The sequence below is a fragment of the Corynebacterium lehmanniae genome (assembly GCF_043161975.1).
Taxonomy (GTDB): domain Bacteria; phylum Actinomycetota; class Actinomycetes; order Mycobacteriales; family Mycobacteriaceae; genus Corynebacterium; species Corynebacterium lehmanniae.
Genome location: NZ_CP170998.1, coordinates 1658206 through 1684664 on the forward strand (window position 1 = coordinate 1658206; position 26459 = coordinate 1684664).

Genomic DNA, 26459 nt, shown 5'->3' on the forward strand with positions numbered 1-26459 from the left:
AACCAACTAGCGGTAGCGCTTCGGCACGTCCGGCGCGCCGAGGGTGAGCATCAGCCGGTTCGCCCAGTTGAAGAACGCGGACGAGTTCACCACGTCCAGCACCGCCAGGTCGTCCAGGCCAGCGGCCCGCAGCGCGTCCACGTGCGGCGCGCCGAACTCGTAGGGGGTGCGGGTCAGCGCCACCGCGGAGTCGCGGATGGCGTTCCACAGCCCGGAGTTCAGGTCGGCGGTGACGCCTTCGTCGAGAAGCGTGTCAATGGCCTCCGCGTCGCCGCCTTCCTCCTTGGAACGGCCCTGGTGCACCGAGGCGCAGTACTCGCAGCCGTTGAGGCGCGAGGCCACGGTGGCGGCGAGTTCGCGCTCGGCGCGGCCCAGCCCGCCTTCGGTGTTGTAGAAGATGTCCAGATCCGTCAGCGTGCGGGCTTTCAGCGCCTGCGGGTCGCGCGCGAGCAAGCGGAAGTACTCCATGTCGGCACGCTCGGGTTTGATCAGCGCGTCAATGTGCTCGTCGGTCAACTCGTCCTTTTCCAGCGGCGCCACCCACGGCTTCCAGCCCAGCGAGTGCGCCACAAACTTCTCGGGCGCGACCACCTCGGGCTGCAAGGTGGCCTCCGCGGGCGCCCAACCGGGATCCGCAACGCCGGCTCGCCTATCGACGCCCTCCGGCGCCCCGCCGCTCCCCGCCAGCACACGCACGCCGTGCACGACACGCAGCTGGAACGCCACAAAGGCGATCAGCTGGCCGAGCGAGACAATCGCGTTTTCGTTGTAGCCCGCTTCCTGCAGGTGCCCGATCGCCGCGGGGGATGCGTCCTTGGGGTGGAAGGTGAGCAGGTGGGCGAAGTCGAACGCGGCGGCCAAAGCCCCCTCGCCGAAGGTCACGAAGTCGCCGCCGGCGTAGGGGCCGGCGGACACACCTGCGCGCACGGCATCGTCGACTACGGCGACGAGCGACTCGTCTTCGTCCGCAAGCAGGTCGGTGTAGAACGCCGCGGCGCGCTTCGCGCCGGAGACGCCGGCGATGAACGCGGCGACGGCGTAGCGGGTGGACACCGGCAGCGCCTGAATCAGCACGTCGTCGGTGGGCTCGAACAGCGCCTCGAAGCTGCGTTGGGCGTTGTCCACGGCCTCGGGACGGCGGCGGCGCAGCTCGGTGAGTTGGGCCGGGGTCTCGGCAAGGGCGTCAATAATGTCGGTGGTATTAGACAACAAACTCTCCTAACTGTCGGGCGCGGAACACGGTGCCGGGGATGGCGTTGATGAGCTCGCGGGTGACCTCGTGCTGCGGGTGTGCAAACACGTCGTTGGTCGCCCCGTATTCCACCTGGCGGCCGCGGCTGAATACACTCACGGTATCCGAAATCTGGCGCACCACCGCCAGGTCGTGGGAAATGAACACGTACGTCAGGCCGAGCTCGCGCTGCAGGTCCTCCAGAAGCTCCAGGATTTGGGCCTGCACGGTCACATCGAGGGCGGAGACGGCCTCGTCCAGCACCACCAGCTCCGGCTCCACGATCAGCGCACGGGCGATGGCCACGCGCTGGCGCTGCCCGCCGGACAGTTGCGCCGGGGTGCGGGAGGCGAACTTCGCCGGGTCCAGCGCCACGCGCGCCAAGAACTCGTCGGCGCGTGTGAGCGCCTCACGCTTCGATGCGCCGGCGAGGTTGCGCAGCGGCTCGGCGACGATCTCGCCGACGCGCATCTTCGGGTCCAGCGAGGAGTACGGGTTCTGGTACACCATCTGCACCCGGCCGCGAAGGGCCCGCTGTTGCTTTGGTGTTAGCCCCGTCAGCTCCGTGCCGTCTAGGGTGATGCTTCCCGCGGTGGGCTGGTTGAACATGGCGATCGCGCGCCCGGTGGTGGTCTTGCCGGAGCCGGAGCCGCCGACCAGGGCGTGGGTGGAGCCGCGCGCAACGTCGAAGGAGATGTCCTCGACCGCCGTGAAGTCGCCGTAGCGCTTAGTCAGCCCGCTGACGGAAAGGAGGGTGTCGGGGGTGACCGGAGGACGTCGATAGGCATCGGCGACCGCAAGCGAGGGCACGTTGGCCAGCAGGCGCTTCGAGTAGTCCTGCTGCGGGCTGGTCAGCACCTGGCCCACCGGGCCGTGCTCGACCACGCGGCCGCGCTCCATGATCACCACATCGTCCGCACGGTCGCCCGCGACGGCGAGGTCGTGGGTGATGAAGACGATGCCAAGGCCCAGCTCAGCGCGCATCTCGTCCAACAGGTCCAGAATGGTCTTCTGCACCGTCACGTCGAGCGCGGACGTCGGCTCGTCTGCAATCAGCACCTCGGGCTCGAGCGCCACGGCGGCCGCGATGAGCACGCGCTGCTTCATGCCGCCGGACAGCTCGTGCGGGTACTGGTTGTAGCGGCGCTCCGGGTCGTCGATGCCCACGCGTTCCAGCAGGGCAATTGCTTTACGACGGCGCTCCGCCCCATCACCGACCCCATGAATTGCCAACCCGTCCTCCACCGAGGCGCCGATGGTCTTCAACGGGTTGAGCGAGTTGTTCGGGTCCTGCGGCACCAACCCGATCCTCGTGCCGCGTAACTTCCGCCACTCGGCGTTGGACAGGCCAGACAGCTCCTCGCCCTTGAAACGGATGCTGCCGGAGAGCACGTTGCCGGAAGGTCCCAGCAGGTCCAGCGCCGCCATCGCGGAGGTGGTTTTGCCGGAGCCGGACTCACCCACAATGGCGGTCATCTTCCCGGCCTCGACGGAAAACGAGATGTCGCGAACCACCGGGTCCGCGTCGCCATACGCGACGGTCAGGCCGCTGACATCAAGCAGAGGCGTGGTCACTTCGCATCACCTTCCTGTTGGATCACCTGGGACAGGTGGTTGGCAGACATCACGGTGGCCACGATGGCCAGGCCGGGCAGCAGGATCAGCCACCAAGCGGTTGCCATGAAGTCGCGGCCTTCCGCGATGAGCAGGCCCCACTCCGGGGTCGGCGGCGGCGCGCCGTAGCCCAAAAAGCCCAGGATGGACAGCTGCAAGATGGCGGTGCCGAACTGCAGCGCGGCCAGCGCCAGCACCGGGGTCAGCGAGTTGGGCAGCACGTGGCGGAACAGCACCTGGGTCTGGGTGGCGCCGGAGCCGTAGGCGGCCTCCACGAAATCTGCGCCCGCAATCTGGATCACCTGCGAGCGCGCCAGGCGCGCGAACGTGGCCACCGACGTCATGCCGACGGCGAACGCCGCCTGCAGCGAGCCGAAGCCGGTGACGATGATGATGGACAGCGACAGCAGGATGCCGGGGATGGCCAGCAGCACATCCACCAGGCGCATCAGCACCGTGTCCACCCAGCCGCGCTGCGTGCCGGCGATCAGGCCGATCAGGGTACCCAGCACCAGGCCGACGGCCACGGCGATCACCGCACCCAGCAGCGACTGGCGCGCGCCGTACACCACGCGGGAGAACAGGTCGCGGCCCACCGCGTCGGTGCCGAAGATGTAGTCACCGTTAGGGCCGAGCAGTGCCACGTCGACGCCGTTGTACGGGTCGTGCGGCGCGAAGACGCCCGGCACGATCGCCCACAGCGCGGCGATGGCCAGCACGATCAGCGACAGGATGGTCGCCGGCGAGCTCCAGCGGCGGTGCTTGCGGACCTTGCGCGGCCGGTGGTCCTTCTGCGGCGCACGCTGGTTGTGCACCAGGTTGGTCGTGCTCATCGGACGGCCTCCTTTGCGGTCGTAGCCGAGGTGTGTGCGGCGGTCTGCTCATCACGGGCCGCCGGGGTGGTCGCGGTCTGCGCCGCGGCCTGGTCGCGCAGGCGCACGTCCAGCACCGGGTAGAGCAGGTCCACAATCAGGTTGATCACCACGTACGCGGTGGCCGCGATGAGCACCACGCCCAGCAGCACAGGCATGTCGCGGCTGGACACGGCATTGACGGTCAGCGAGCCCAGCCCGGCGCGGCCGAAGACGGTCTCGGTGACCACGGCGCCGCCGACCAGCTCGCCGAACAGCAGGCCGGCCATGGTGATCGCAGGCAGAAGCGAGTTGCGCAGCACGTCGCGCCAGAAGATGCGGGCCTCGCTCGCGCCGCGGGCGCGCACGACCTGCACGAACGGCTGGGCGCGGACCTCGTCGATGGAACGGATCAGCACCTGCATCAGCGGCGCGGCCATGGGTACGGCGAGGGTGAGCGTGGGCAGGATCAGCCCCTCCAGCGGGGTCGGGTCAACCACGTTGACCCAGCCCAGGCGGAAGGAGAAGAACTGCAGCAGCAAGATGGCGATCCAGAACCCCGGCAGGGACACCATAAACGACGGCAGGGCGCGCACGGCGCTGCGCAGCGCGCCAGCTCCCGGCAGGGTGGCCACGTACGCGGTGGCCAGCGCCACCACGATGGCTAAACCCACGGACGTCGCGGCAAGCGCGAACGTGTGCGGCGCGGCGTCCGTGATCAGGTCGAACACGGGCGTGCCGGATGCCACCGAGTAGCCCAGATCGCCGGTGAACAGCCCGCCCAGGGTGGCGAAGTACTGCTGGATCAGCGGCTTGTCCACGCCCATCTGCTCGCGGATCTGCTCGATTTCCGCCTGGGACAGGCCCAGGGCCGGGTCCGCGTAGCGGGCGGCCACGCCGTCGGAAGGCAGCGCGGACAGCAGGAAAAACGCCAGGGTGTAGGCCAAAAGGAGCACGATGAGCGCCTGGCCGATGCGCTTGAGTACGTACTTGCCCATCTACTTGTCCTCCTCGCGGTCGAAGTACACCGAGTAGAAGCTCGGGCGCGCCACCGCCTCGGTGCCGAAGCCCTTCACGTGCGGGGCAACCGCGTACACCTGCGGCTCCTCAAACAGCGGCAGGGTGTACGCGTTTTCGGTCAGGTGGTCCTGCACCGCCTTGGAGGCGGCGGCGCGGCCGGCGTCGTCCGGGGTGGAGACCACCTTGTCCAGAAGCGCCTGCAGCTCGGTGTCGATGGGTTCGCCGTCGCCGGCGTTGTTCAGAAGCGAATCGCGGCGGTCCACGGAAAGGAAGGACTCGATCACGTCGTAGTCAGCGCGGCCCACCATGGTGTGCATGAGCTGGACGCGGTTGATGTCCTTTTGCGCCGCGTTTTGCGTTGCGCGGTCGCCGGCGACCATGTTGAGTTCGATGCCCAGCTCGCGCAGGTCGGACTGGATCATGGTGACGATCTCCTTCGAGCGCGGCTGCGGCAGGGCGTGGTTGACCCACAAGCTCAAGCGTTGTCCGTCCTTTTCGCGGATGCCGTCCGGTCCGGGGGTCCAGCCGGCATCGTCGAGAAGCTTGCGCGATTGATCCGGGTCGAAGGTGTACGCGTCCGGCTGCTCCGCATAGCCCAGGGCCTTCGACGTCATGGACGAGGTGGCCAGCGGGTAGGAATCCGACAGCAGGATGCGGATGATCTCCTCGCGGTTGACCCCGTGGATGATCGCCTGGCGCACGCGGATGTCCTGCAAAAGCGGGTGGTTGAAACGCAGCGCCAGCTGGTTGTTCATGCCGTTGGCGGTGGCGGCGACCACCTGCACGCCCTGGTCCTTCAGGTGGCGCTCCACCGGCGGGGAGACCGTGCGCGCGACGTCGGCCTGGCCGGACAGCAGCGCGCCGGAGCGCATGGCCTCTTCCGCGGCCAGGGTGTAGTGGATGCCGTCGATACGCGCGCGCCCCTGGTGCTCAAGCGACGGCGGCGCCCAGTCGTAGTCCTCGCGGGCTTTGAGCACCAGGTCGGTGCCCAGGGTCTCGCTGTCCACCACGAACGGGCCGGAGCCGATGACGTTTTCCGCGTTGCCGGGGCCGAAGTCCTCGTTGCGCAGCTTGAGCGAGGAATCGGCCAACAGCCCCGCGTTGTAGGTGGACGTCGCCTGCGCGAAGCCGGGCGAGGGCGCGGAGAAGTAAAAGCGCACTGTGTCCTCGTCGACGACCTCGCCGCGCTCGTAGTTGGAGATTTGCTCCGAGACGTTGAGGAGCCGGTCCTTGTCGCCCAGGCCGAACAGGTCGAAGTTGTCCACGATGTTCTGCGCGGTCATGGGCGTGCCGTCGGAGTAGGTCACATCCGTGCGGATGTCGAAGGTGAACACCGTGGCATCTTCGTTGATCTCCGGCAGGTCCGTGGCAATCCAGGGCTCAAGCTCCAGGGTCTCCGGGTCCTGGTAGAGCAGCCGGTCCGTCAGCTGGTTGACTACGCCGCCGTTGGGGTAGAACCCGGCGGCCGGCGGGTACAGGCTGTTAAACCAGTTGGACTCCAGGTAGGTGAGCACGTCACCGTCATCGCCGCCTGCCGCCGCCGCGCATCCGGCGAGCAGGCTGGCTGCCGCGCCGAGCGCAAGCGTCGCGGCTACCTTTGTTTTAGGCACGTTATCGCCCTCTTTCTTCGGTTGCGCAGTGCACATTACCACCGTTAGACAATCTGGTTCTTCAGCAATAGACTAGTCAGTCTACATACGATCAATAGTTCACAGAAATCGTGGAGGTTTTTCACCGTGGCAGCATCCATCGCAATCGTCGGAGCAGGACCCCGCGGCATCTCCATCACCGAACGCATCGCCGCCTACCTGGGCGACCGCAGCGAGACGCTCACCCTGCACATCATCGACGACGCCCAACTCGGCGCCGGCCGCATCTGGGAAACCGACCAAACCCGCACGCTGTGCATGAACACCCTCGCCGGCGCGGTCACCCTGTTCACCGAACCCGGCGCGACCGTTTCCGCCCCCGTGCTCGAAGGCCCCACCATGTACGAGTGGATCCAGGCGCTTCGCGGCGAAGAAAGCCACCCGCTTATCGACGCCTCCGGTACCTCCCTCCCCGACCACTACAACGAGGAGCTGCGCGCCACCCGCCCGGAATCCAACCCCTCGCGCGCGCTGTACGGCGAGTACCTGCGCTGGGCCTGGAAGGTCGCGCTCGCGCAGCTGCCGGACACAGTCGAGGTGGTCGAGCACCACTCCCGCGCGGTGTCGCTTGCGGCCGAGGGCGCCCAAGACGCCATCACGCTTGCCGACGGCACGGTCGTCCACGCCGACGCCACCGTCATCGCCTCCGGCTGGGTGCTGCCCGCCCCCACGCCCGCGCAGCAGGAGTTCGCCGACTCGGGCCTGACCTACATCCCGCCGGGCAACCCGGTGGAGCAGGACGTTTCGCTGCTTCCGGCCGGAGAGCGCGTTGTGGTGCGCGGCATGGGAATGGGCTTTTTCGATCTCATGGCGCTGGCCACCATCAACCGGGGCGGCCGCTTCGTCGAGGATCCTGCAGCCCGCTCCGGCCTGCGCTACGAGGCCACCGGCAAGGAGCCTCACTTCGTGGTCACCTCCGGGCGCGGCTACCCCTACCTGCCCAAATCCGAGTACCACTCCCTGCCGCCGAAGGCCGACCTGTCGCGCCTGCGCGCCGCCATCGACGCCTCCGAGGCGCCGGTGTCCTTCGGCCGCGACCTCTGGCCCGCGCTCGCCCGCGACGCCTACGCCGAGTACTACCGCGTGCTTGCCCGGGTGCGTCCAGAAGCGCTCAGCGCGGCCCTCGACGAGATCCTGGCGGCCATCGACGCCACCGACCTTTCCGCGGTCGCTTCCCCGGACGACATCCTGCCGGTCGCGAACGCGCTGACTGAGGCGCTCGAAGGCTTGAGCACCGAGCCGTTCGACATGGCCGCCTGGGTGGACCCGCTCGCCGGGACCGAGGAGCTGGACCTGGAGGAGCTGAACCGCCGCGTCGCCGAGGGCATGGAGGTAGACATCGCCGAGGCCGTTTCCGCCTGGGACTCCCCGCTCAAGGCGGGCCTGTGGGCGGTCTCCGCGGGCCGCAAGCCCAGCGCGATCGCCACGCGAAACGGCCGCGGCCCCCGCGAGGCGGCACTTGCGCAGTACATGGCGTTCGGCCAGATGGTCGGCTCCGGCCCGCCGCTGTTCCGCACCCGCGAGCTGCTCGCACTTTTCGACGCCGGCCTGGTCACCTTCTTAGGCCCCGACCCGGTAGTGGAGCTCACCGACGGCGAGTACGTTGCCGCCAGCCACGCCCGCTCGGTTCACGCCGCCGCACTTGCCGACGCCTTTCTGCCCGGCCCCGACATCCGCACCTCCCCCGACGCGCTAACCGCATCGCTGCGCGAGGCCGGCCGCGTGCGCCCGTTCGCACCAGGTGGCGTGGAAACCGCCTCCCCGGAAACCGACGATGACACCCGCCGCACCGTCCACCCCGACGGCGAGCTGGACGATCGCCTGCACATCGTGGGCATCCCCACCGGCAAGCAGTGGGCGGACACCACCATCTCCCCCATGCCCGGCACCGACCCGCTGATGCTGCAGGAGACGGACAAGACGGCACGTTCGCTGCTCACCCAGGCGGGCGTGCTCTAGCCCAGATCCCGCGCCACCGCCCACCTGGTGAGCTGGTGGCGGTTGGAGGTCTGCGTCTTGCGCAGAATGTTCGACGCGTGCGTCTCTACCGTCTTGACGGAGATGAACAGCCGCTCGGCGATCTCCTTGTACGTGTAGCCGCGCGCGAGCAGCCGCAGCACGTCGAGCTCGCGGCGGGTCAGCGAGTCGACTGCCGGGTCGTCCTCTTCCACCACCGGTCCGGAGGCGAAGGCATCGAGCACGAACCCAGCCAGCCGCGGCGAGAAGTACGCGTCCCCGCCGCGCACCCGTGCAATCGCTTCGGCGAGCTCGGCGCCTGCGATGTTCTTGGTCACGTACCCCCGCGCGCCGGCGCGGATCAGCGCGATGACGTCCTCGGCGGCATCGGAGACACTCAGCGCCAGGTACGCCGGACCCGGTGCCCGCTTGAGCACGGCCAGTCCGCCGCCGTCGGGCATGTGCACGTCTAAAAGCACCACGTCCGGGTGCGTGCGCTCGATCCCACGCACCGCCTCAGCAACCGTGCCGGCCTCACCCACAATGTCCACCGCGTCCGCCAGCTCAGCTTTCACCCCGGCGCGGAACACGGAGTGATCGTCCACCAAGAACACGCTCGTCATAGCTCTAACGCTATCTCCACCTCTGAGCCATTGCCTATCGACGACACCACGTGCACCTCTCCCCCAACCCGCCGAACGCGGCCCACAATGGAGTCGCGCAAACCGTGCCGATCGGCCGGGACGGCGTCCGGGTCGAAGCCGGAACCGCGGTCGCGCACAAACACCTCGAGCCTGCCCGCGAGATGCTCCGCGTAAACGTCGATGGTGTCCACACCGGCGTGCTTGGCGGCGTTGACCATTGCCTCCCTCGCGGCCAGCACGACCGCTTCGGTGCGCTCGTCGAAGGCGACATCCTCGCCCACCGTGACCGGTTGGATGACCACGCGGAAGGCGTCCTCCACCTCGCCGGCCGCTTTCTGCAGGGCGGCAAAGGTGGTGGTGTGGTTGGGCACGGAGTCGTCGAAAAGCCAGGCCCGCAGCTCGCGCTCCTGGGCGCGCGCGAGGCGGGCGACCTCATCCGCATCGCCTGCCTGCTTCTGAATCAGCGCGAGGGTCTGCAGCACCGAATCGTGCAGCCGCGAGGCAATCTCCGCGCGCTGGTCCGCCACCGCCTTCGCCTCCCGCTCCGCGACGAGCGAATTAGCCAGCTTGGCTATCAGCGGCACAACCAGCACCGCCACGCCCACGACCGTGACCAGCACAGAGACCACCACGCCGCCAACCCCGGCGCTTTCGCCCACAAACGCCACTGCCAGCACCCCGGCCATGACCAGCAGCGCACCCAAGGTCAGCGCGGCGATGTTGCCCCACGACCCCGTACCGCGGTCGTAGGCCTGCAGCGCAATCACCGCGCCGACGATGAGCACGCCGAGCACGAACACCACCGTGGCGCCCGCGCCCGAAGACAGCTGCAGCGCAACAAGAGCCCCTGCGAACCCGAGCACCACTAGCGCGAGATCCATCGTTCCCGGGCGCTGGCGCTGCGCCCCACTGTCGCCCAGGGGCGTACACATCCACAAACCGGCGTAGAGCAGCGCGCCGAACCCGCCCGCGAAGCTGGCCGCGACGAAGAACAGGCGCACCCATTTGTCCTCCACCCCCAGGTGGTCGGCCACACCGGAGGCCACGCCAGCCACAACGCGGCGGGAGCGGTTCCGGGTCAGCCGGGGATACAACGCAGACATAACCCCCATCGTTGCACGGGTGCACCTGAGGGCACATCGGGGAAAACCCTGAAACGAAAAATCAGGGTCGTTCCCGATACCGCGGCCCGCGCTCCCGCGGGAGGATAGAGCTATGGAGAACAACACACTCACACAGATGTGGGACACCCGCCCGCCCCGCATCCCGGAGAACCAGGGCGGCAAGGCCGTCATCGGCGGCGTCTGCGAAGGCATCGGCGCCCGCTTCCACATCGACCCCACGTTTGTCCGCGTAGTTTTCGTCGCGCTCTCGCTCGCGTTCGGCGGCGGCATCTTCCTCTACCTGCTGTGCTGGATCAACATGCCCCGCTTCGGGCTGACCCGCAGCCCGTGGGCCGCGATCATCACTCCGAAAGAGCAGCTGACCGCAGCGGAGATGAAGGATCGCGACACCGGCTGGTGGCTGCTGCTCGGGCTGTTCCTGTTTTTACCGTCCATTTCCGTCGCAGGCGATCTGCGGGCGGTGCTGGTCACGTTCATCCTCTTCGCCGCCGGCTGGTACTTCCTGCACCAGCGCCAGCCCGAGCCGCCGGCTGGGTTGCTGGTGGGCGAGCCGGAGGAGGCACGGACAAGCAACCGCCCCGCTGTGGACACCTCTCACCTGACGGTGCCCGAAGGACACGAACACCCCGGCCAGCGCCCGCCCGCCTGGGACCCGCTCGGCGCGGCGCCGGAGCTGTGGCACCTGCCGGAGCCGAGCGAACCGGCGCCGCAGCAGTCCAAAAAACGCAACTGGTTCTGGATCCCGGTCGCCTTGGGTCTCTCAGCGGCCTCTCTCGTGGCGCTTGCGTTTTACAGCGACGTTCGCGACGGCGACTACGGGCGCTTCGGCAGCGCGCACATCACCGTGTACGACGTCGACACCCTGCCAGACCAACCGGGCGTCAACGGCTTCGTCGGCGAGACCTACCTTGACCTCTCCGAGCTCGAGCCGCTGCGCGAGCCGAAAACCGTCGAAGTCAGCAACACCATCGGCAAGGTGGAAGTGATCCTGCCCAACAACGTCCCCGTCGACGTGAACTGTCAAGTCACCATCGGCGAGACCGCCTGCCCCGAAGAAACGCAAAACGCGGACAAGGACAGCGCGCTACTCACGATCAACGTGACAGAGCGTATCGGGTCCGTGTCCGCGTACTACGAGGAGTGAGTCCGGGACTTACTCCCACTCGATGGTGGCCGGCGGCTTGGAGGTCACGTCCAGCACCACGCGGTTGATGTCGGCGACCTCGTTGGTGATGCGGGTGGAGATGACCTCCAGGGTCTCGTACGGGATGCGCACCCAGTCCGCGGTCATCGCGTCCTCGGAGGCGACCGGGCGCAGCACGATCGGGTGGCCGTAGGTGCGGCCGTCGCCCTGCACGCCCACGGAGCGCACGTCGGCGAGCAGCACGACCGGGCACTGCCAGATCTCATCGTCCATACCGGCCTTGGTCAGCTCCTCGCGGGCGATGGCGTCGGCGGCGCGTAGCGTCTCCAGGCGCTCCTCGGTGACCTCGCCGATGATGCGGATGCCCAGGCCCGGGCCCGGGAACGGCTGGCGGTTCACAATCTCCTCGGGCAGGCCCAGCTCGCGGCCGACGGCGCGGACCTCGTCCTTGAACAGCAGGCGCAGCGGCTCGACGAGCTCGAACTCGACATCGTCCGGCAGGCCGCCGACGTTGTGGTGGCTCTTGATGTTGGCGGTGCCGGTGCCGCCGCCGGACTCCACCACGTCCGGGTACAGGGTGCCCTGGACCAGGTAGTCCACCTGCTGACCCTCCAGCACACCGGCAACAGCGCGTTCGAAGGAGCGGATGAACTCCGCGCCGATGGCCTTGCGCTTCGCCTCCGGCTCGGTCACGCCGGCGAGCTTGTCCAAAAACGCCTTGCGCTCGTCCACGGTGACCAGCTTCGCGCCGGTGGCGGCCACGAAGTCGGTCTCCACCTGCTCGCGCTCACCCTGGCGCAGCAGGCCGTGGTCCACGAACACGCAGGTCAGCCGGTCGCCGATGGCGCGCTGCACGAGTGCCCCCGCGACGGCGGAGTCCACGCCGCCGGACAGGGCGCAGATCGCACGGCCCTCGCCGACCTGTTCGCGCACGTCCGCGATGAGCTGCTCGGCGATGTTGGAGGCGGTCCAGTTCTGCTCCAGGCCAGCAATCTCGGTGAGGAAGCGGGTGAGCACCTCCTGGCCGTGCGGGGAGTGCATGACCTCCGGGTGGTACTGCACGCCGGCGAGCTTGCGGGAGGTGTCCTCGAACGCGGCCACGGGCGCGCCCGGAGTGGAGGCGGTGACCTCGAAGCCTTCCGGTGCCTGCGTCACGGAGTCGCCGTGGGACATCCACACGGCGTGCTCGGGCTCGAGGCCTGCGTGGAGCACGCCGCCGTCGACACGCATCTGCGTGCGGCCGTACTCGCGCGCACCGGTCTTGGCCACCTCGCCGCCGAGCGCGCGGGTCATGATCTGGAAGCCGTAGCAGATGCCGAAGATTGGCAGACCCAGCTCGAAGATCTCTTGGTCGAGCTGCGGCGCGCCTTCTTCGTACACCGACGACGGGCCGCCGGAGAGAATCAGGGCTTGTGGGTTTTTCTCGCGGACTTCAGCGGCGGTGATGGTGGATGGAACCACCTCGGAGAACACGTTCGCCTCGCGCACACGGCGGGCGATCAGCTGCGCGTACTGCGCGCCGAAATCGAGGACAAGGACTGGGCGGGCTTGCGGAGTATTCACAGGCCTAGATCGTAGTCGATCGCGCGCGAGACCCAACTGCTTGTGCAGCGTCCGGGAAAACCCCAGAATGACCAGCATGACCTTGCGTGCCCCCGCGCCGGCGTGGTCGAGGACAAAGGAAAGCCGTGCGGGTGGCGCCGGAATGGCACCACCCGCGCGACTCGCGCGAAAAGCGCTACTTTACAGCCGAGCTGAGGCGCTCCAGGGCGGCGCGCACCTCGTCGGTGGACGGCGCCTGCGCGAGCTTCTCGGAAGCCTGCTGCAGCTGGGCGATGGAATTATCCGCTGCCTCCATAGCCTTGTTGACCTGCTCCACCAGCGGCATCACTTCGGCGCCCATGGTGGACTCGTTGGTGTTCTGGGACCAGCGGCGGATCATCTCCAGCGGGATCTTGGTCAGCTCGGAAATGGAGTTGACCTTCAGCTCCACGCGGCGACGGAAGGACGAGTGCAGGAACACCGCGTCGTCCATCTCGCGAACGTCAACCTCGAGCGCGTCCACAAGCAGGCGCATGGACTCATCCGCGCCGGCCTCGGTGGAGAACTGCGCGGTCTGCGCGGTGTGCAGACGGGCCAGGGCGATCGCCATGCGCGCGTTCGCGGTCTTGGCGTAGAGCTCCTCGGCCACCTCTTCCAGCGTGGCGGCGTTTTCGTCGATGATGCCACGCATGGTCGCCCACACCTGCAGCGGAGCGAGCAGCAGGGTGCGCGAAGCGCCCTCGGTGACCACGTTTTCCATCTCCGCCTTCACGTTGTTGGTGACGGCGTTTTCCTCCACCAGGGTGGCGGAAGCCTTTCGCAGCTCGTCGGCCGCGTCCTGGATGGCGGTCTGGACGGACATGAACTGGTCCAGCTCGCTGTACAGCGCGTGGGCCGCGTCGTAGACGTCGCCAGAGCCTTCCGGCAGGGTGAATCCGGCATCCTCGAGCGCCTGCACCTCGGCAGGCAGGGCGGCGCGGATGAACGCGTCGTAGTCCGGCAGCAGCTCGCCGATCTTCTCCGCGCCCTTGACGGCGCGCTCGCGGCGGCCCACGCCGTTGGCCTTCGCCTCGTGCTCGACCAGGTTCGCCTCCTGGTACAGCTTGCCTGCCGCTTCGAAGCGCTCCGTCATCGGACGGGTACGCACAGACAGGTAGCCGCCGTTGGGCAGCGGGGTCACGGTGGCGAGCACGTCGTACGCCGAACCGCTCTTGGCGCTGTTGCGCACGTACGCGGCGAAGGGGCGGCCGTCCTCGATAGTGTCCCACATGAGCTTGAAGGCGCCGCCCGGCATCTCATCGTTGCGGATGAGGTTGTGCGGCTTGCCGATCATCTCGTCCGCGTCGTACTGGGCGTACTTGATGAACACGTCGTTGACATGCGTCATCACACCCTTCGCGTCGGTGACCGAGAAGAAGATGTCGTTGACATCGACTTCGTGCGAGGCACCCTCTGGTGCGTCGCGAAGAATGGTTACACGGCTAGACATGGGCGTACTCATCCAATTTCTCAACTACGGATTGCCAGATCGGCTTTCTGAAAAGCTTTCACATCAGTATAACCACACTTTGCCATGATTCTCTTCAGACCTCCGACGATGTTCAGGCCGCCCCACTGGTCGCTGGACGGGCCGAAGAGCACCGTCTCCAACGGCACGCCCCTGCCCGCGGTGGCGTCCTTGCTCACGTCGCCGCGCGGGAATCGCGGGTGCGCCGCCTGCGCCTCCCAGTACACGCCGCCAGCCGCAGCTTCGGACGACTGCGCCAAGTTGCGGCCGAGCATGACCGCATCAGCGCCACACGCAATAGCAAGGGCGACGGCACCAGGTTCCCACAGGGCGGTGTCCGCCAGCACGTGCACATAGCGCCCGCCGGTCTCGTCCAGGTAGTCGCGGCGTGCCGCCGCCACGTCAGCGATCGCCGTAGCCATGGGGACATTGACCACCGTGTCGGCGTGGCCCGAGCCCACAATCACACCGGCCACACCGGAGCGCATCAGGTGGGTTGCCGTGGAGTAGTCGAACACCCCGCCCGCGATCACCGGCACGTCGAGCGAGCCGACGAACTCTTTCAGGTTCAGCGGCTCGCCGCCCTGCTGCACGTGCTCGGCAGAGACGATGGACCCCTGGATGAACAGGATCTCCGCACCCGCGGCGATGACCACCGGCGCGAGCTCGCGCGCGTTCTGCGGGCTCACGCGCACTGCAACAGTCACGCCGGAGTCGCGCACCTGGGCGATGCGCTCGGTGAGCAGGTCGCGGTCGAGCTCGGCGGCGTGCAGTTCCTGCAGCGTGCGCACGGAGCGCTCCCCGGAGTCGAGGTACTCCTGGTACTTCTCCTCCGAGTCGATGCCCCAGGCGTCCTCGCAGGATTCCACGACCTTCTTCACCGCGGCCTCAAAGTCGGCGTGGCGGCCCCACAGCCCCTCAGCGTCGATCACGCCGAGGCCACCCTGCTTGCCCATCTCGATGATGAACTCGGGGCTGGCCAACGCGTCGGTCGGGTGGGAAACGAGCGGGATGTCGAAGGTGTAGGCATCGATGTGCCAGCTCGTGTCCACGTCCTTGGAAGAACGGGTGCGGCGCTTCGGCACGATCGAAAGGTCGCCCAAGTCGTACGCCCTGCGGGCCTCGCGGCCGAGGCCGATTTCCACGTAGTCGCGCATGTCTCTCCCCTACTGGCGGTAGTTCGGCGCTTCGACGGTCTGCGTGATGTCGTGCGGGTGCGACTCGCGCAGGCCGGCGGCGGTGATCTGGACGAACTGCTTCGTCTGCAGCTCCTCAATGGAGGCCGCGCCCGTGTAGCCCATGGCGGCGCGCAAGCCGCCGACGATCTGGTGGGTGATGGAGTCCAGCTCGCCGCGGAACGGCACGCGGCCCTCAATGCCCTCCGGCACTAGCTTGTCCTCGCTGGTCACGTCCGCCTGGAAGTAGCGGTCCTTGGAGAAGGAGCGCTTCTCGCCGGTCAGGCCGCGGCCCTGCATCGCGCCCATGGAGCCCATGCCGCGGTAGCGCTTGTACTGCTTGCCGCCCACGACCACGATTTCGCCCGGGGCCTCTGCGGTGCCGGCGAGCATGGAGCCGAGCATGACTGTCGACGCACCTGCGGCCAGCGCCTTGGCCACGTCGCCGGAGAACTGCATGCCGCCGTCAGCGATGATCGGCACGCCTGCGGCCTTCGCCGGGACGGATGCCTCGAGGATCGAGGTGATCTGCGGCGCGCCCACACCGGCCACCACGCGGGTGGTGCAAATGGAGCCCGGGCCGATGCCCACCTTGATCGCGTCTGCGCCCGCGTCGATCATGGCCTTCGCCGCGCTGCGGGTGGCCAGGTTGCCGCCGACGACGTCGACGCGGTCGCCGAATTCCTTCTTCACGCGCGAGACCATCTCCAGCACGCGGTTGTTGTGCGCGTGCGCGGAGTCCACCACGAGCGCGTCCACGCCGGCTTCCACCAGCAGGCCGGCGCGGTCGAAGGCGTCCTCGCCGGTGCCCACGCCAGCGGCGACGAGCAGGCGGCCGTCCGCGTCCTTGGACGCGTTCGGGTACTGCTCGCTTTTCACAAAGTCCTTCACGGTGATCAGGCCGGCCAGGGTGCCGTCGGCAGCCACGATCGGCAGCTTCTCCACCTTGTTCGCGGACAGCAGCGCGAGCGCTTCTTGCTTATCGACGCCCTCCGGTGCGACCACGAGCGGCATCGGGGTCATGACCTCGGCGACCTTGCGCTTGAAGTCAGCCTCGAAGCGCATGTCGCGGTTGGTGATGATGCCGACAAGGCGGCCGCCGTCGTCAACCACCGGCAGGCCGGAGATGCGGAAGCGGGCGCAGAGCGCGTCCACGTCCTCAAGCGTCATGTCCGGGGTTGCGGTTACCGGGTTGGACACCATGCCGGACTCGGAGCGCTTCACAATGTCGACGTGCTCCGCCTGGTCCTGGGCGCTCAGGTTGCGGTGAATCACGCCGATGCCGCCCTGGCGCGCCATCGCGATCGCCATGCGGGACTCGGTGACCGTGTCCATCGCGGCGGAGGCGATCGGCATGCCCAACCGGATGTTCTTGGTGAACTGGGAGGCGGTGCTCACCTCGGACGGGACGATGTGGGATTCCGCCGGCAGCAGCAGCACATCGTCGAAGGTCAGGCCGCGAAGCGCAACCTTGTCCGGATCGTCCCCACCAGTCCACACACGCTCGTTCGCCATCGCTTAGTCTCCTCTCCCGCGCGGATGTTTTTCGCCATGATATAACGCCCCGCAAACCCCGACCGTGCCACCCAGTTCAGCGCTCCTGCGAGCGGGGGATCGAGCCGGTTTGCCACACCGTATAGGGTTAGACGGGTGAACTACGACGACATGATGCCATTGGACCCGTTCGCGGACGACCCCAACGACCCGGCATCCTTCATCGAGGACGAAGAGCACGCCGAGCCGCTGTCGCCCGCCGAACGCGTCGCAGTCATCCAGGATCTCTCGCATGTGCGCGACGCGAAGCGCATGCTGAAACCCCGCGGAATCCTCGGGGTGTCGTTCCTCTGCGAGGACTGCGACCAAGTCCACTACTACGACTGGGAGATCATGGAGCAAAACATGATCGCCTCGCTGAACAACCAGCTGCCCCCGGTGCATGAGCCGAGCGCGAACCCCAACATCGAGGCCTACGTGCCCTGGGATTACGCCATGGGCTACCTGGACGGCTTAGAGGGGCGCTAGGAGCTGCTGCCCACCGGCGGGTGGACGATCGGGCCGCCCTCTGCGCCGCCGGAGACACTGTTGCCCGCGCCGAACTCAGCGGGCGGATTCACCATCGTCGCCGGGTCGTTGACCCGCAGCGACGGGTGCTCCTGTTCCGAGGCGGTGCCCTCCGCCAAGGACCCACCGGTTGTGCCCTGCGTCGGCGCCGTGATGCCGGAAGTCGCGCTCGGCTGCGTGCTCGACGGCGTCGGCTGGGTGGACTGCGAGGGCTGGCGGGCGCCCGCACCGGAGCCTGAGCCATTGCCTGCACCCGGCCCGCGCTGCGCCGGATCCTGCGAGGACTGCGGCGGCTGCTGCTGCGCCGGCGGCGCCGGGACAGCCGGGGCCTGCTCCGGAGTCGGCTGCTCGGTGGAGGTGTCCTCCGCCGGCACCGTGGTCGCCTCCGTGACCGTCTCTGTCACCGTCGCGGCCGCGCCGTCCTTGGCCGCGCGCCGCTCGCGCTCCTTCATCGTGGCCACCAGGCCGCGCGCCTGCTCCAGCAGGTCGCGGGCGGCAGCGGCATCGCCGCTTTCGTTGGCCGCCTCAAGCTCGTCGAGGGTGGTGGCCAGCTCCACCATCGTGGTGTCTTCGCCTTGCGCGCCGTCTTCGAACAGGGCGGCGCCGGTGCCGACGCACACCACGGTCGCCGCGGCGGCGCCGATCAAGCCGGACAGCCACGGGCTGACGCGGCGCTTCGCCTTCTCGGCGCGCTTCTCGTCCAGCGAGGCGACGTTGCCGACGGACTGGGAATCCTCCACGTACAGCTGTGGCGCCGGCGGCATCGGCCGGTCGACATCGCCCTTCAGCTCCAGCAGGGCGGCGGCGAGGGGGTCGTTGCCTACCGAAGGATCGTCGCCAAGCATGAGCGCCTCAATGAACGCGTCGCTGTTCGCGAACTCCTCAAAATGATCGTCCTGCCGTGTCATAACTCCGCCTGCCCTCCGTCCAGTTGCTTCCGCAGTTTGGACAGCGCACGGTGCTGGGCAACACGCACTGCACCTGGTGTGCTGCCCATGACTTCAGCCGTCTCCTCCGCGGACAGCCCCACAAACACTCGCAGAATAACGATGTCGCGGGCCTTCTCGTTTAATGAATCGAGCAAAGCCCGCACAGCGTTACTCCCCGACGACACCATCGCGGCGTCCTCCGGTGTGATTGTCGCCATTTCGGTGTCGGGCACCTCCTCCACCGGGCTCAGCTTGTCGCGCGCCATCACACGGTGCGCGTCTGCGACCTTGTTAAACGCGATGCCGTACACGAACGCCATGAACGGCCGCCCGGTGTCGTTGTAGCGGTCAATGCTCGTCGCCACCGCGAGGCAGATCTCCTGGGCCACATCTTCGGGGGTAGGCATCCGCCCTCCCCCGATGCGCGCCCTGGCGTAGCGCAGCACGCGCGGGTGGATGATGGAGATGATGCGCTGCAGCGCCCGCCGGTCGCCCTGCGCAGCGGCGGGGACCAAGCCAGCGAGTTCTGCGTCTTCATCGCTTGCAGCCACGCGCATCTCCTCCCTATATCTGTCAGCCCGCTCCGGACTCGCGTAACCCGTACATAATAGACGCACTTGCCATTTTGTTTACGCTACCGAGCTTTTGCCAGGAATTCACCTGCCCGTAACCAGGAGCGTTAACGCAGTAAGACAGGGGTATTTTCGCGCGGTTCGACTGCGCGACAGCAGTCTGTAACCGGGACGAAACCAAACGTTAACCAGAGCAGTCCACACTCGTTGCCGGTTACACGTTTGAGGTACTTCCACAAAGGAGCACTCCCGATTATGTCTTTGCCGCATCAGCTTCCCGGACCCAACGCAGACTTCTGGGATTGGCAGCTACACAGCAAGTGCCGGGGGGAGGCCTCCGAAATCTTCTACCACCCCGACGGGGAGCGCGGCCGGGCGCGCACGCAGCGCGAAAACCGCGCGAAGGCCATCTGCTTCGAGTGCCCGGTGCTCTCCCAGTGCCGCGAGCACGCGCTGCGTGTGGCTGAGCCGTACGGCATCTGGGGCGGCATGAGCGAATCCGAGCGCTCCGCCATCCTGCGCGGCACCGCCGGCGGCATGAAGGTCGCCGCGGCTTCCGCCAAGTAGCCCGGAATACGAAAAACGCCCCGATTTCGGGGCGTTTTTGCTTATCGACGAACCTTCGGCTGATGCGCGACTAGTGCGCGTGGCCCTCGTGCTCGTCTTCCTCAGCGGGCTTAGTCACCACAGACGCTTCCGTGGTGAGCACCATGCGCGCCACCGACGCGGCGTTGACCACCGCGCTGTGGGTGACCTTCACCGGGTCGATGATGCCCTGCTCGATGAGGTTGCCGTACTCGAGCGTGGCGGCGTTGAAGCCCTCGCCGTTTTGCATCTCGGCGACCTTGGACACCACAACGGCGCCGTCGAGGCCCGCGTTGTCGGCAATCCAAAACGCCGGCTTGGACAGGGCGCGGGCCACGGCCAGCACGCCGGTCTTCTGCTCGGCCTCGAAGCCCTCGGCGAAGGTCTCGAGCTGCTTGGCAATCTGCACCAACGCGGAGCCGCCGCCGGCGATGATGCCCTCGTCCGCCGCCGCGCGGGCGGCGTTGATGGCGTCCTCGACGCGCAGCTTGCGCTCGTTCTGCTCGGTCTCGGTGGCAGCGCCGACGCGCAGCACGGCCACACCGCCGGACAGCTTGGCCAGGCGCTCTTCCGCCTTCTCCTTGTCCCAGGTCGAGTCGGTGGACTCGATCTCGCGGCGGATCTGGTTGCGGCGGTCCTCCACTGCCTCAGCGGTGCCGGCGCCGTCGACGATGACGGTGTCGTCCTTCGTCACCGTCACGCGGCGGGCGGAACCGAGGTGGTCCAGGGTGGCGTCCTTGAGGTTGACGCCGACCTCCGGGTCGATCACGGTCGCGGCGGTGACCACCGCGAGGTCGTCCATAAACGCCTTGCGGCGCTCGCCGAAGTACGGCGACTTCACTGCGACGACCTTGAGGATCTTGCGGATGGAGTTGACCACCAGCGCCTGCAGCGCCTCGCCCTCGATGTCCTCTGCCACCACGAACAGCGGCACGGACTCGGAAGCGGCCTGCTCCAAAAGCGGCAGGAAGTCCGGCAGGGAGGAGATCTTGCCGCGCACCAGCAGCACGCGGGCGTTTTCCAGCACTGCCTGGCCGGCGTCCGGGTCCGTCATGAAGTACGGCGAGAGGAAGCCCTTGTCAAAGGAGATGCCCTCGGTGAGATCCACGTACGAGTCGATGGACTGGGACTCCTCGACGGTGAGCACACCGTCCTTGCCCACCTTGTCCATGGCGCCGGCGACCATCTCGCCGACCTCCGGGTCGCGCGAGGACACGGTGGCCACGTTCGCGATCTCGGCGGAAGACTGCACCTCGGTCGCGCGGGCCTTGAGCTCCTCGACGACCTTCTCGGCGGCGGCCTTGATGCCCTTGTTCAGCTCGATCGGGTTCGCGCCGGCCGCGACGTTGCGCAGGCCCTCGGCGACGAGCGCCTGAGCCAGAAGCGTTGCGGTGGTGGTGCCGTCGCCGGCAATGTCGTTCGTCTTGACTGCGACGGACTTCACCAGCTGCGCACCGAGGTTTTCAAACGGGTCCTCGAGGTCGATGTCGCGGGCGATGGTCACGCCGTCGTTGGTGACGGTCGGCCCGCCCCAGGACTTGGACAGCACGACGTTGCGGCCGCGGGGGCCGAGGGTGACCTTCACCGCGTCGGCGAGCGTGTCCACGCCGCGCTGGATGCCCTCGCGGGCCTCCTGATCAAATGCGATGAGTTTTGCCATGGCGCTTACTTCTCGACGACGGCCAGCAGGTCACGGGCGGACAGCAGCAGGTACTCCTCGCCGCCGTACTTCAGCTCGGTGCCGCCGTACTTGGAGAAGACGACGGTGTCGCCCTCCTTGACGTCCACGGCGACACGGTTGCCGTTATCGTCCAGGCGGCCCGGGCCGACAGCGATGACGACGGCTTCCTGCGGCTTCTCCGCGGCGGAATCCGGGATAACCAGGCCGGACGCGGTGGTGGTCTCAGCCTCGGCGATCTGGACGAGGACCTTGTCCTCCAGCGGCTTGATGTTGACGTTTGCCATGATCAGCAACCTTTCATTGGTGAATGATTCAACAGTTCAGGTCTGAAGAGGCGCAGCCGTCGTCGCGGGTGAACAACTGTGCTTCACACAACCTGCTTTGGCACTCTACCCCCGAGAGTGCCAGCCAACAACCACAGGCCGTGCGTAAGTGCGATCTAGCGGTTGAGCACCGCGTTTCGCCAAAGCTCGTACTCTTCGGCGTTGTCCGTGCGGTAGTTCTCCACCGCGCGAATCGCCTGCAGCACCTTGCCGATGGTGCGCTCGTCCACGCTCTCCCCGTCGCGCGCGGTGAAGATCACCGGACCGGAGATCGCGCGGGTGGGGTCGGTGAGGAACTCCGGGTTGTCCGTCTCCGCGGTGTTGCGTGCCAGCGACGCCACCGGGTTCGGCTCCTGGCCCAGCTGGGCCGCGTCCGGGCGGAAGATCGCGTGGAAGCGGTTGCCTTCCTGGTCGAAGGCGACATCGACGGCTTCGCCGGTGATGCCGCCGAGGGTCTCGCGCGCGGTGTCCTCGTCGAACACGATGCGGCGGTAGGTCAGATCCGGGTTGACCAGGAACCCGAACCGCTCGCGGTCGGCCTGGCCCTGGTCGAATTGCTCGGTAGTTTCAGCGGACACGGGTATTCCTTTCGTCGAACAAGACGTGCAGGCCCCAAGCGTATCCGCAACCAGCACTTCTCGCTTTACGACGACACGAGCGGGACCTCGACCTCCAGCGACGTGTCCGTGCCCACGCCCAGCCCAGACGGCGCAGCGCCTTCGTGGATGAGCTGCGCGGCCAACGCCGCGATCATCACCCCGTTGTCCGTGCACAGCTTGAACCGCGGCACGCGCAGCTCAATACCGGCTGCCTGGCAGCGCTGCTGCGCAAGTTCGCGAAGCCTGCGGTTCGCGGCCACGCCGCCGCCGAGCAGCAGCGTGTTCGCGCCGGTGTCCTCGCAGGCCATGACGGCTTTCGCGGTGAGCACGTCGCACACCGCCTCCTGGAAGGACGCGCAGACGTCCTCCAGCGAGATCACGCGCCCGTCGCGTTCGGCGGCCTCGACATGGCGGGCCACCGCGGTTTTCAGGCCCGAGAAGGAGAAGTTGTAGCGGTGCTCGCCGCGGAGGTCCTCGGCGCGCGAGAGCGCCCGCGGGAACTTCACCGCCTCCGGGTCGCCTTCGGCCGCGAGCTTGTCCACCACCGGGCCGCCGGGGTAGCCCAAGCCCAGCAGGCGGGCGACTTTGTCGTAGGCCTCGCCGGCGGCGTCGTCGAGCGTGGTGCCCAACTCCCGCATCGGCTTGCCCACGGCCTCGACCTCGAGCAGCTGCGTGTGACCGCCGGAGACCAGCAGCGCGACCGCGTGCGGCAGCGACTCGCCGTCCAGGTTCGCTACCGCGACGTGCCCGCCTAGGTGGTTCACGCCGTAAAACGGCACGCCCCACGCCGCCGCGTACGCCTTGGCCGCGGACGCGCCGACCAGCAGCGCGCCAGCCAGGCCCGGCCCGACAGTGGCGGCCACCGCGTCGGGTTTGTCGATGCCCGCGTCCGCCAGCGCCTTTTCCATCACCTGCGGCATGGCCTCCAGGTGCGCGCGCGAGGCGATCTCGGGCACGACCCCACCGAAGCGGGCGTGCTGCTCCATCGAGGAGGCGACGACGTCGGCGAGGATGTCCATCGTGCCGTCTTCGCGCAGCTCGACAATGCCCACGCCGGTTTCGTCGCACGAGGACTCGATGCCCAACACAATCACTGGTCTCGCCTTTCGCTCTTTTTCGGCCGCGTCATGGTGTACGCGTCCATGCCGGAGGCCTGATAGTAATTCTTGCGCACGCCCGCGGTGAAAAACCCGAAGCTTTCGTACAGCCGGATCGCGGGCGTGTTGTCCACCCGCACCTCCAAAAAGCACGGCCCGTCCAAAAGGTCCACAGTGTGCATCATCTGGTCCATCAGCGCCCGGCCCAGGCCCTCGCCCTGCCGGGAGGGGTCGACGCCGATGGTGTGGATCTCAAACTCCGGGTCGTCTTTCGGCCCGAGCATGGCCAGGCCGGCAAAGCCGACCAGCTCATCGCCGTCGAAGGCGCCCAGGTAGAAGGTGTGGCGCGCGGCGATCTCGGAGCGGTACGCCGCCTCGGACCACGGGCTGTCGCCGGCGAAGAGCACCGCCTCGATGGCGGCGGCCGCCGGGGCGTCCGCGACGCCCAGCTCGCGGAAGGCCACGCTCATGGCAGCGCCGGCGACTTCGGGGCCTGCTTCGGCGGCACCGCGTCCGGCCGGCGCAGATACAGCGGCACCAGCGGCTCCGGCGGCGCGCCCAGGTCGGCGACTGCGACGAGGCCGGCAGGTGTTGGGGGTTGGTAAGTCACCCTTTGGGCGTCGATAGGCAAAAGCTCCGCGAGCGACGACGGCACGCTGACCACATCCACCGCGGGTGAGGTCAGGTCCGCCGGCTTGCACACGTTAGGGCCGGCGACGCGCTTGCCGCCGGAGTAGCGCGCCCAGTACACTTCGCGGCGGCGCGCGTCGGTGACCACCAGCGCCTCACCGCCAAGCGACGCGGCGACCGCGTCATGCGTGCACACCCCGTGCACCGGAATGGCAAGCGCCTGCCCCAGCGCCGACGCGGTGGACATGCCGACGCGCAGGCCGGTAAACGGCCCCGGGCCGCAGCCGACCACGACCGCGCCCAGGTCCGCGAACTCGATCCCCGTCTGATCCAGCAGCCGGGTGATCTCCGGCATAAGCGTCTCGTTGTGCGCGCGGGTGGCAACGGCCGTCTCCGCGAGCACACGGTCCCCGTCCACGATGCCTGCGACCAGGTCAGTCGTGGCGGTGTCCAGGGCGAGAACGAGCATTACTGGCCCAACCCGAGGGTCCAGCGGCCCTGGTTCATGTGGAACGGCATCGCGGTGTTGAGCGGGAAGGACTCGGACTGCGGCACGGTGCAGATGTCCACCTTGTTCAGCTCCACCGGGTCCACCATGGGAGCCTCGCCCTCGCCGCCTGGAATGAGCAGCACGTAGCCGAGGTCGCCGCCGAGGTCCAGGTCGTCGGCGCTGATGCCGAAGGCCTCAAGCTTGGCGTCCACCAGCTCCTGCGGCTCGCCCGGGCACAGCGTGGTGTAGCCGAGGTAGCGCTCCGCGTCGTAGATGCGCGCCGGGTCCACCAGCTGCGCAGACACGGCATCGCCGCCCGGGCGGGTCTGCTGCAGCGAGCGCGTCAGCGAGTTCGTGGGTGCGACCTGGGCGACCTCGTCGGAGCGGGACTGCGGGATGAAGATGATCCCCGCCAAAATCACGAGCCACAGCACAGCTGCGAGCACGATCCAGCGGCGGGACTGGCTAGTGAGGTTGAGCATGCGTGTAAGCCTACATCCCGTCTTCGACGCGCCAGGAGATAATGCGGGCTTCTGTGTCGGCGTGCGTGCGCCGATCCAGCGTGACGCGCACGTGGCGCTGCGCGAGTTGCTCCACCAGTCCGCCACCCCACTCGGCCACCACCACGGCATCTTCGAGGGCGCTGTCTAAGTCGAGGGCGTCGAGCTCGCCCAGCGGGTCGTCGCCGAGCCGGTAGGCGTCCACGTGCACGAGCGAGGGGCCATCGCCTATCGACGAGTGCTCCCGCGCAATCACGAACGTCGGGCTCGTCACCCGGCCCTTGACCCCCATGCCCCTCGCGATGCCCTGTGTGAAGGTGGTCTTGCCCGCGCCGAGCGGGCCGTCGAGCACCACGAGGTCGCCCGCCTCGAGCGTCTGCCCCAGCTCTTCGCCGAGCGCTTGAGTATCCGCGGCGTCGTCGCACAGCCGCTCGCCCTGCGCCGGAAACGTGGTCTTCATCTACTTGCCCTCCCCGATGTAGGTGCGGGTGGTGCGCCCGCGCGGAGCACAGACCACCTCGTAGTTGATGGTGCCGGCGCGCTTGGCCAGCGCGGTGGCGTCGCCGAAGATGACGGCCTCATCGCCCGCTGTGACGTCCGCTTCGTTGTCGCCGAGCCAGACCACAATCTGGTCCATGGACACCCGGCCCACCTGCTGGTAGGTCCGGCCCGCGATGTCGACCTCCACGGCGCCTTGCCAGGAGCGCTGCACCCCGTCCGCGTAGCCCGCAGGGATCACGGCCGTGAACCCGTCCGCCGGCGCTTCCCAGGTCCGGGCGTAGCTGGTGGCCTCGCCTTTGCGCATCGGTTTCACCGTCACCACCGGCGCCGACCAGGTCATCGCCGGTTTCAGTCCGTGGTCGAGGCCGTCGACCGGCTCCAGGCCGTACAGGCTCAAACCCGGCCGGACCATGTCGAAGTGCAGGTCCGGGCGGGTCCACGTCGCCGGCGAGTTCGCCGCGTGGTTGCGCGGCACCTCAAGGCCCACCTGGCGGGCCTGGGCGATCGCGCGGCGAAACCCGGCCGCTTGCTGGTCCGTGTACGGGTCGGACGGGTCGTCGGCGCAGCTGAAGTGCGTCATCAGCCCCGCCACCTCGAGCTTGCCTTCGCGCTGCGCGTCCAGGGCGAGCTCGAAGGCCTCCTGCCAGCGGACCTCGTCGATGCCGGAGCGGTGCATGCCCGTGTCCACTTTGAGGTAGACGGTGGGCGCCGTTGGTGCGTCGATAAGCGAATGCAAATGCGTCATCGACGGGGCCGCGACATCGACGCCATCCGGGAGCTCCTCATGCGGATCCCACAGCCACGCCAGCACCGGCTTAGTGGTCAGCTCGCGCACCCGGCGCGCCTCCGCGAACGTGGCCACGCCGAACGCGTCCGCGCCGTTCGCCTCCATCACCGGCACGCAGCGCTTAACGCCGTGGTTGTAGGCGTCCGCCTTGACCACGCACATCAGCTCCGCGGTCGTTTGCTCGCGCAGGCGGCGGGTGTTGTGCGCGATAGCGTCCAGATCGATCGTTGTTGTCAGCACGGGCCTA

The 26459-nt window shown here is 67.9% G+C and carries 26 protein-coding genes; 4 read left to right on the top strand and 22 right to left on the bottom strand.

The genetic code is table 11. The features are described from left to right. Window positions 1-6 precede the first annotated feature (6 nt). The 5 genes from ACF3NP_RS07975 to ACF3NP_RS07995 are packed head-to-tail and all read right to left on the bottom strand — an operon-like array spanning window position 7 to window position 6326. Window positions 7-1209, bottom strand: coding sequence for an alkylhydroperoxidase domain protein (locus ACF3NP_RS07975; RefSeq protein ID WP_392398618.1), 1203 nt, complete (start codon window positions 1207-1209; stop codon window positions 7-9). Further along, entirely contained in the window at window positions 1202-2806 is a 1605-nt protein-coding gene (locus tag ACF3NP_RS07980; protein WP_392398619.1) for a dipeptide ABC transporter ATP-binding protein, read from the bottom strand. Before ACF3NP_RS07980 ends, ACF3NP_RS07975 begins: the two co-directional genes overlap by 8 nt. Continuing rightward, window positions 2803-3678, bottom strand: coding sequence for an ABC transporter permease (locus ACF3NP_RS07985; RefSeq protein ID WP_392398620.1), 876 nt, complete (start codon window positions 3676-3678; stop codon window positions 2803-2805). Before ACF3NP_RS07985 ends, ACF3NP_RS07980 begins: the two co-directional genes overlap by 4 nt. After that, on the bottom strand, window positions 3675-4694 hold the full coding sequence (locus ACF3NP_RS07990; RefSeq protein ID WP_181889862.1) for an ABC transporter permease: 1020 nt from the start codon (window positions 4692-4694) through the stop codon (window positions 3675-3677). Before ACF3NP_RS07990 ends, ACF3NP_RS07985 begins: the two co-directional genes overlap by 4 nt. Beyond that, complete coding sequence (locus ACF3NP_RS07995) at window positions 4695-6326, bottom strand: TIGR04028 family ABC transporter substrate-binding protein (RefSeq protein WP_301614604.1); 1632 nt, start codon at window positions 6324-6326, stop codon at window positions 4695-4697. Between the two features lie 126 nt (window positions 6327-6452). On the opposite strand from ACF3NP_RS07995, the gene ACF3NP_RS08000 reads away from it, so the two are divergent. Beyond that, entirely contained in the window at window positions 6453-8324 is a 1872-nt protein-coding gene (locus ACF3NP_RS08000; protein WP_181889860.1) for an FAD/NAD(P)-binding protein, read from the top strand. Here ACF3NP_RS08000 and ACF3NP_RS08005 read toward each other — a convergent pair. Next, window positions 8321-8944 carry a LuxR C-terminal-related transcriptional regulator gene (locus ACF3NP_RS08005; RefSeq protein ID WP_181889859.1) on the bottom strand — a complete coding sequence of 208 codons (624 nt, stop codon included), beginning with the start codon at window positions 8942-8944 and terminating at the stop codon, window positions 8321-8323. The two genes, ACF3NP_RS08000 and ACF3NP_RS08005, sit on opposite strands and share 4 nt — an antisense overlap. Continuing rightward, window positions 8941-10068, bottom strand: coding sequence for an ATP-binding protein (locus ACF3NP_RS08010; RefSeq protein WP_236883585.1), 1128 nt, complete (start codon window positions 10066-10068; stop codon window positions 8941-8943). Before ACF3NP_RS08010 ends, ACF3NP_RS08005 begins: the two co-directional genes overlap by 4 nt. Before the next feature lie 112 nt (window positions 10069-10180). Here ACF3NP_RS08010 and ACF3NP_RS08015 point away from each other — a divergent pair, with 112 nt between their 5' ends. Beyond that, window positions 10181-11233 (top strand): PspC domain-containing protein, encoded by a 1053-nt coding sequence (locus tag ACF3NP_RS08015; RefSeq protein WP_181889857.1) that lies wholly within the window; start codon window positions 10181-10183, stop codon window positions 11231-11233. A 9-nt stretch (window positions 11234-11242) separates the two neighbouring features. Here ACF3NP_RS08015 and guaA read toward each other — a convergent pair whose 3' ends face one another. The 4 genes from guaA to guaB form a co-directional block, all read right to left on the bottom strand. Next, window positions 11243-12796: a glutamine-hydrolyzing GMP synthase gene (gene guaA, locus ACF3NP_RS08020; protein WP_338026650.1), complete on the bottom strand. Its 1554-nt coding sequence runs from the start codon at window positions 12794-12796 to the stop codon at window positions 11243-11245. A gap of 175 nt (window positions 12797-12971) precedes the next feature. Continuing rightward, a complete protein-coding gene (locus ACF3NP_RS08025) occupies window positions 12972-14264 on the bottom strand; it encodes a PAS domain-containing protein (protein WP_181889855.1) in 1293 nt (430 codons plus the stop codon). Between the two features lie 20 nt (window positions 14265-14284). Next, on the bottom strand, window positions 14285-15439 hold the full coding sequence (locus tag ACF3NP_RS08030) for a GuaB3 family IMP dehydrogenase-related protein (protein WP_392398621.1): 1155 nt from the start codon (window positions 15437-15439) through the stop codon (window positions 14285-14287). 9 nt (window positions 15440-15448) lie between these two features. Beyond that, window positions 15449-16972 (bottom strand): IMP dehydrogenase, encoded by a 1524-nt coding sequence (gene guaB, locus ACF3NP_RS08035; protein WP_181889853.1) that lies wholly within the window; start codon window positions 16970-16972, stop codon window positions 15449-15451. Window positions 16973-17122: 150 nt separating this feature from the next. Here guaB and ACF3NP_RS08040 point away from each other — a divergent pair, with 150 nt between their 5' ends. After that, window positions 17123-17479, top strand: a complete 357-nt coding sequence (locus ACF3NP_RS08040) for a DUF5319 domain-containing protein (protein WP_181890050.1) — start codon at window positions 17123-17125, stop codon at window positions 17477-17479. On the opposite strand, the gene ACF3NP_RS08045 is transcribed toward ACF3NP_RS08040, so the two are convergent. Beyond that, window positions 17476-18426, bottom strand: a complete 951-nt coding sequence (locus ACF3NP_RS08045; RefSeq protein WP_181889852.1) for a hypothetical protein — start codon at window positions 18424-18426, stop codon at window positions 17476-17478. The two genes, ACF3NP_RS08040 and ACF3NP_RS08045, sit on opposite strands and share 4 nt — an antisense overlap. Beyond that, on the bottom strand, window positions 18423-18998 hold the full coding sequence (locus ACF3NP_RS08050; RefSeq protein WP_338026649.1) for a sigma-70 family RNA polymerase sigma factor: 576 nt from the start codon (window positions 18996-18998) through the stop codon (window positions 18423-18425). Before ACF3NP_RS08050 ends, ACF3NP_RS08045 begins: the two co-directional genes overlap by 4 nt. Before the next feature lie 276 nt (window positions 18999-19274). Here ACF3NP_RS08050 and ACF3NP_RS08055 point away from each other — a divergent pair, with 276 nt between their 5' ends. Continuing rightward, on the top strand, window positions 19275-19586 hold the full coding sequence (locus tag ACF3NP_RS08055; RefSeq protein WP_070473359.1) for a WhiB family transcriptional regulator: 312 nt from the start codon (window positions 19275-19277) through the stop codon (window positions 19584-19586). Window positions 19587-19656: 70 nt separating this feature from the next. Here ACF3NP_RS08055 and groL read toward each other — a convergent pair whose 3' ends face one another. The 9 genes from groL to alr all read right to left on the bottom strand — a co-directional run bounded on the left by groL (window position 19657) and on the right by alr (window position 26452). Then, the gene (gene groL / locus ACF3NP_RS08060; RefSeq protein ID WP_181889850.1) at window positions 19657-21264 is read right to left on the bottom strand and encodes a chaperonin GroEL; all 1608 of its coding nucleotides are present in this window, start codon (window positions 21262-21264) and stop codon (window positions 19657-19659) included. 5 nt (window positions 21265-21269) lie between these two features. Next, entirely contained in the window at window positions 21270-21569 is a 300-nt protein-coding gene (gene groES / locus ACF3NP_RS08065; RefSeq protein ID WP_038609785.1) for a co-chaperone GroES, read from the bottom strand. A 155-nt stretch (window positions 21570-21724) separates the two neighbouring features. After that, window positions 21725-22186, bottom strand: coding sequence for a hypothetical protein (locus ACF3NP_RS08070; protein WP_181889849.1), 462 nt, complete (start codon window positions 22184-22186; stop codon window positions 21725-21727). Between the two features lie 65 nt (window positions 22187-22251). Beyond that, window positions 22252-23301 (bottom strand): tRNA (adenosine(37)-N6)-threonylcarbamoyltransferase complex transferase subunit TsaD, encoded by a 1050-nt coding sequence (tsaD, locus tag ACF3NP_RS08075; RefSeq protein WP_181889848.1) that lies wholly within the window; start codon window positions 23299-23301, stop codon window positions 22252-22254. After that, window positions 23298-23774: a ribosomal protein S18-alanine N-acetyltransferase gene (rimI, locus tag ACF3NP_RS08080; RefSeq protein WP_181889847.1), complete on the bottom strand. Its 477-nt coding sequence runs from the start codon at window positions 23772-23774 to the stop codon at window positions 23298-23300. Before rimI ends, tsaD begins: the two co-directional genes overlap by 4 nt. Further along, window positions 23771-24403, bottom strand: coding sequence for a tRNA (adenosine(37)-N6)-threonylcarbamoyltransferase complex dimerization subunit type 1 TsaB (gene tsaB / locus ACF3NP_RS08085; RefSeq protein WP_181889846.1), 633 nt, complete (start codon window positions 24401-24403; stop codon window positions 23771-23773). Before tsaB ends, rimI begins: the two co-directional genes overlap by 4 nt. Then, on the bottom strand, window positions 24403-24906 hold the full coding sequence (locus ACF3NP_RS08090) for a hypothetical protein (RefSeq protein ID WP_181889845.1): 504 nt from the start codon (window positions 24904-24906) through the stop codon (window positions 24403-24405). Before ACF3NP_RS08090 ends, tsaB begins: the two co-directional genes overlap by 1 nt. A 10-nt stretch (window positions 24907-24916) precedes the next feature. Further along, window positions 24917-25384, bottom strand: a complete 468-nt coding sequence (gene tsaE / locus ACF3NP_RS08095) for a tRNA (adenosine(37)-N6)-threonylcarbamoyltransferase complex ATPase subunit type 1 TsaE (protein ID WP_392398622.1) — start codon at window positions 25382-25384, stop codon at window positions 24917-24919. Then, window positions 25385-26452, bottom strand: coding sequence for an alanine racemase (alr, locus tag ACF3NP_RS08100; RefSeq protein ID WP_181889843.1), 1068 nt, complete (start codon window positions 26450-26452; stop codon window positions 25385-25387). Window positions 26453-26459: the final 7 nt, after the last annotated feature.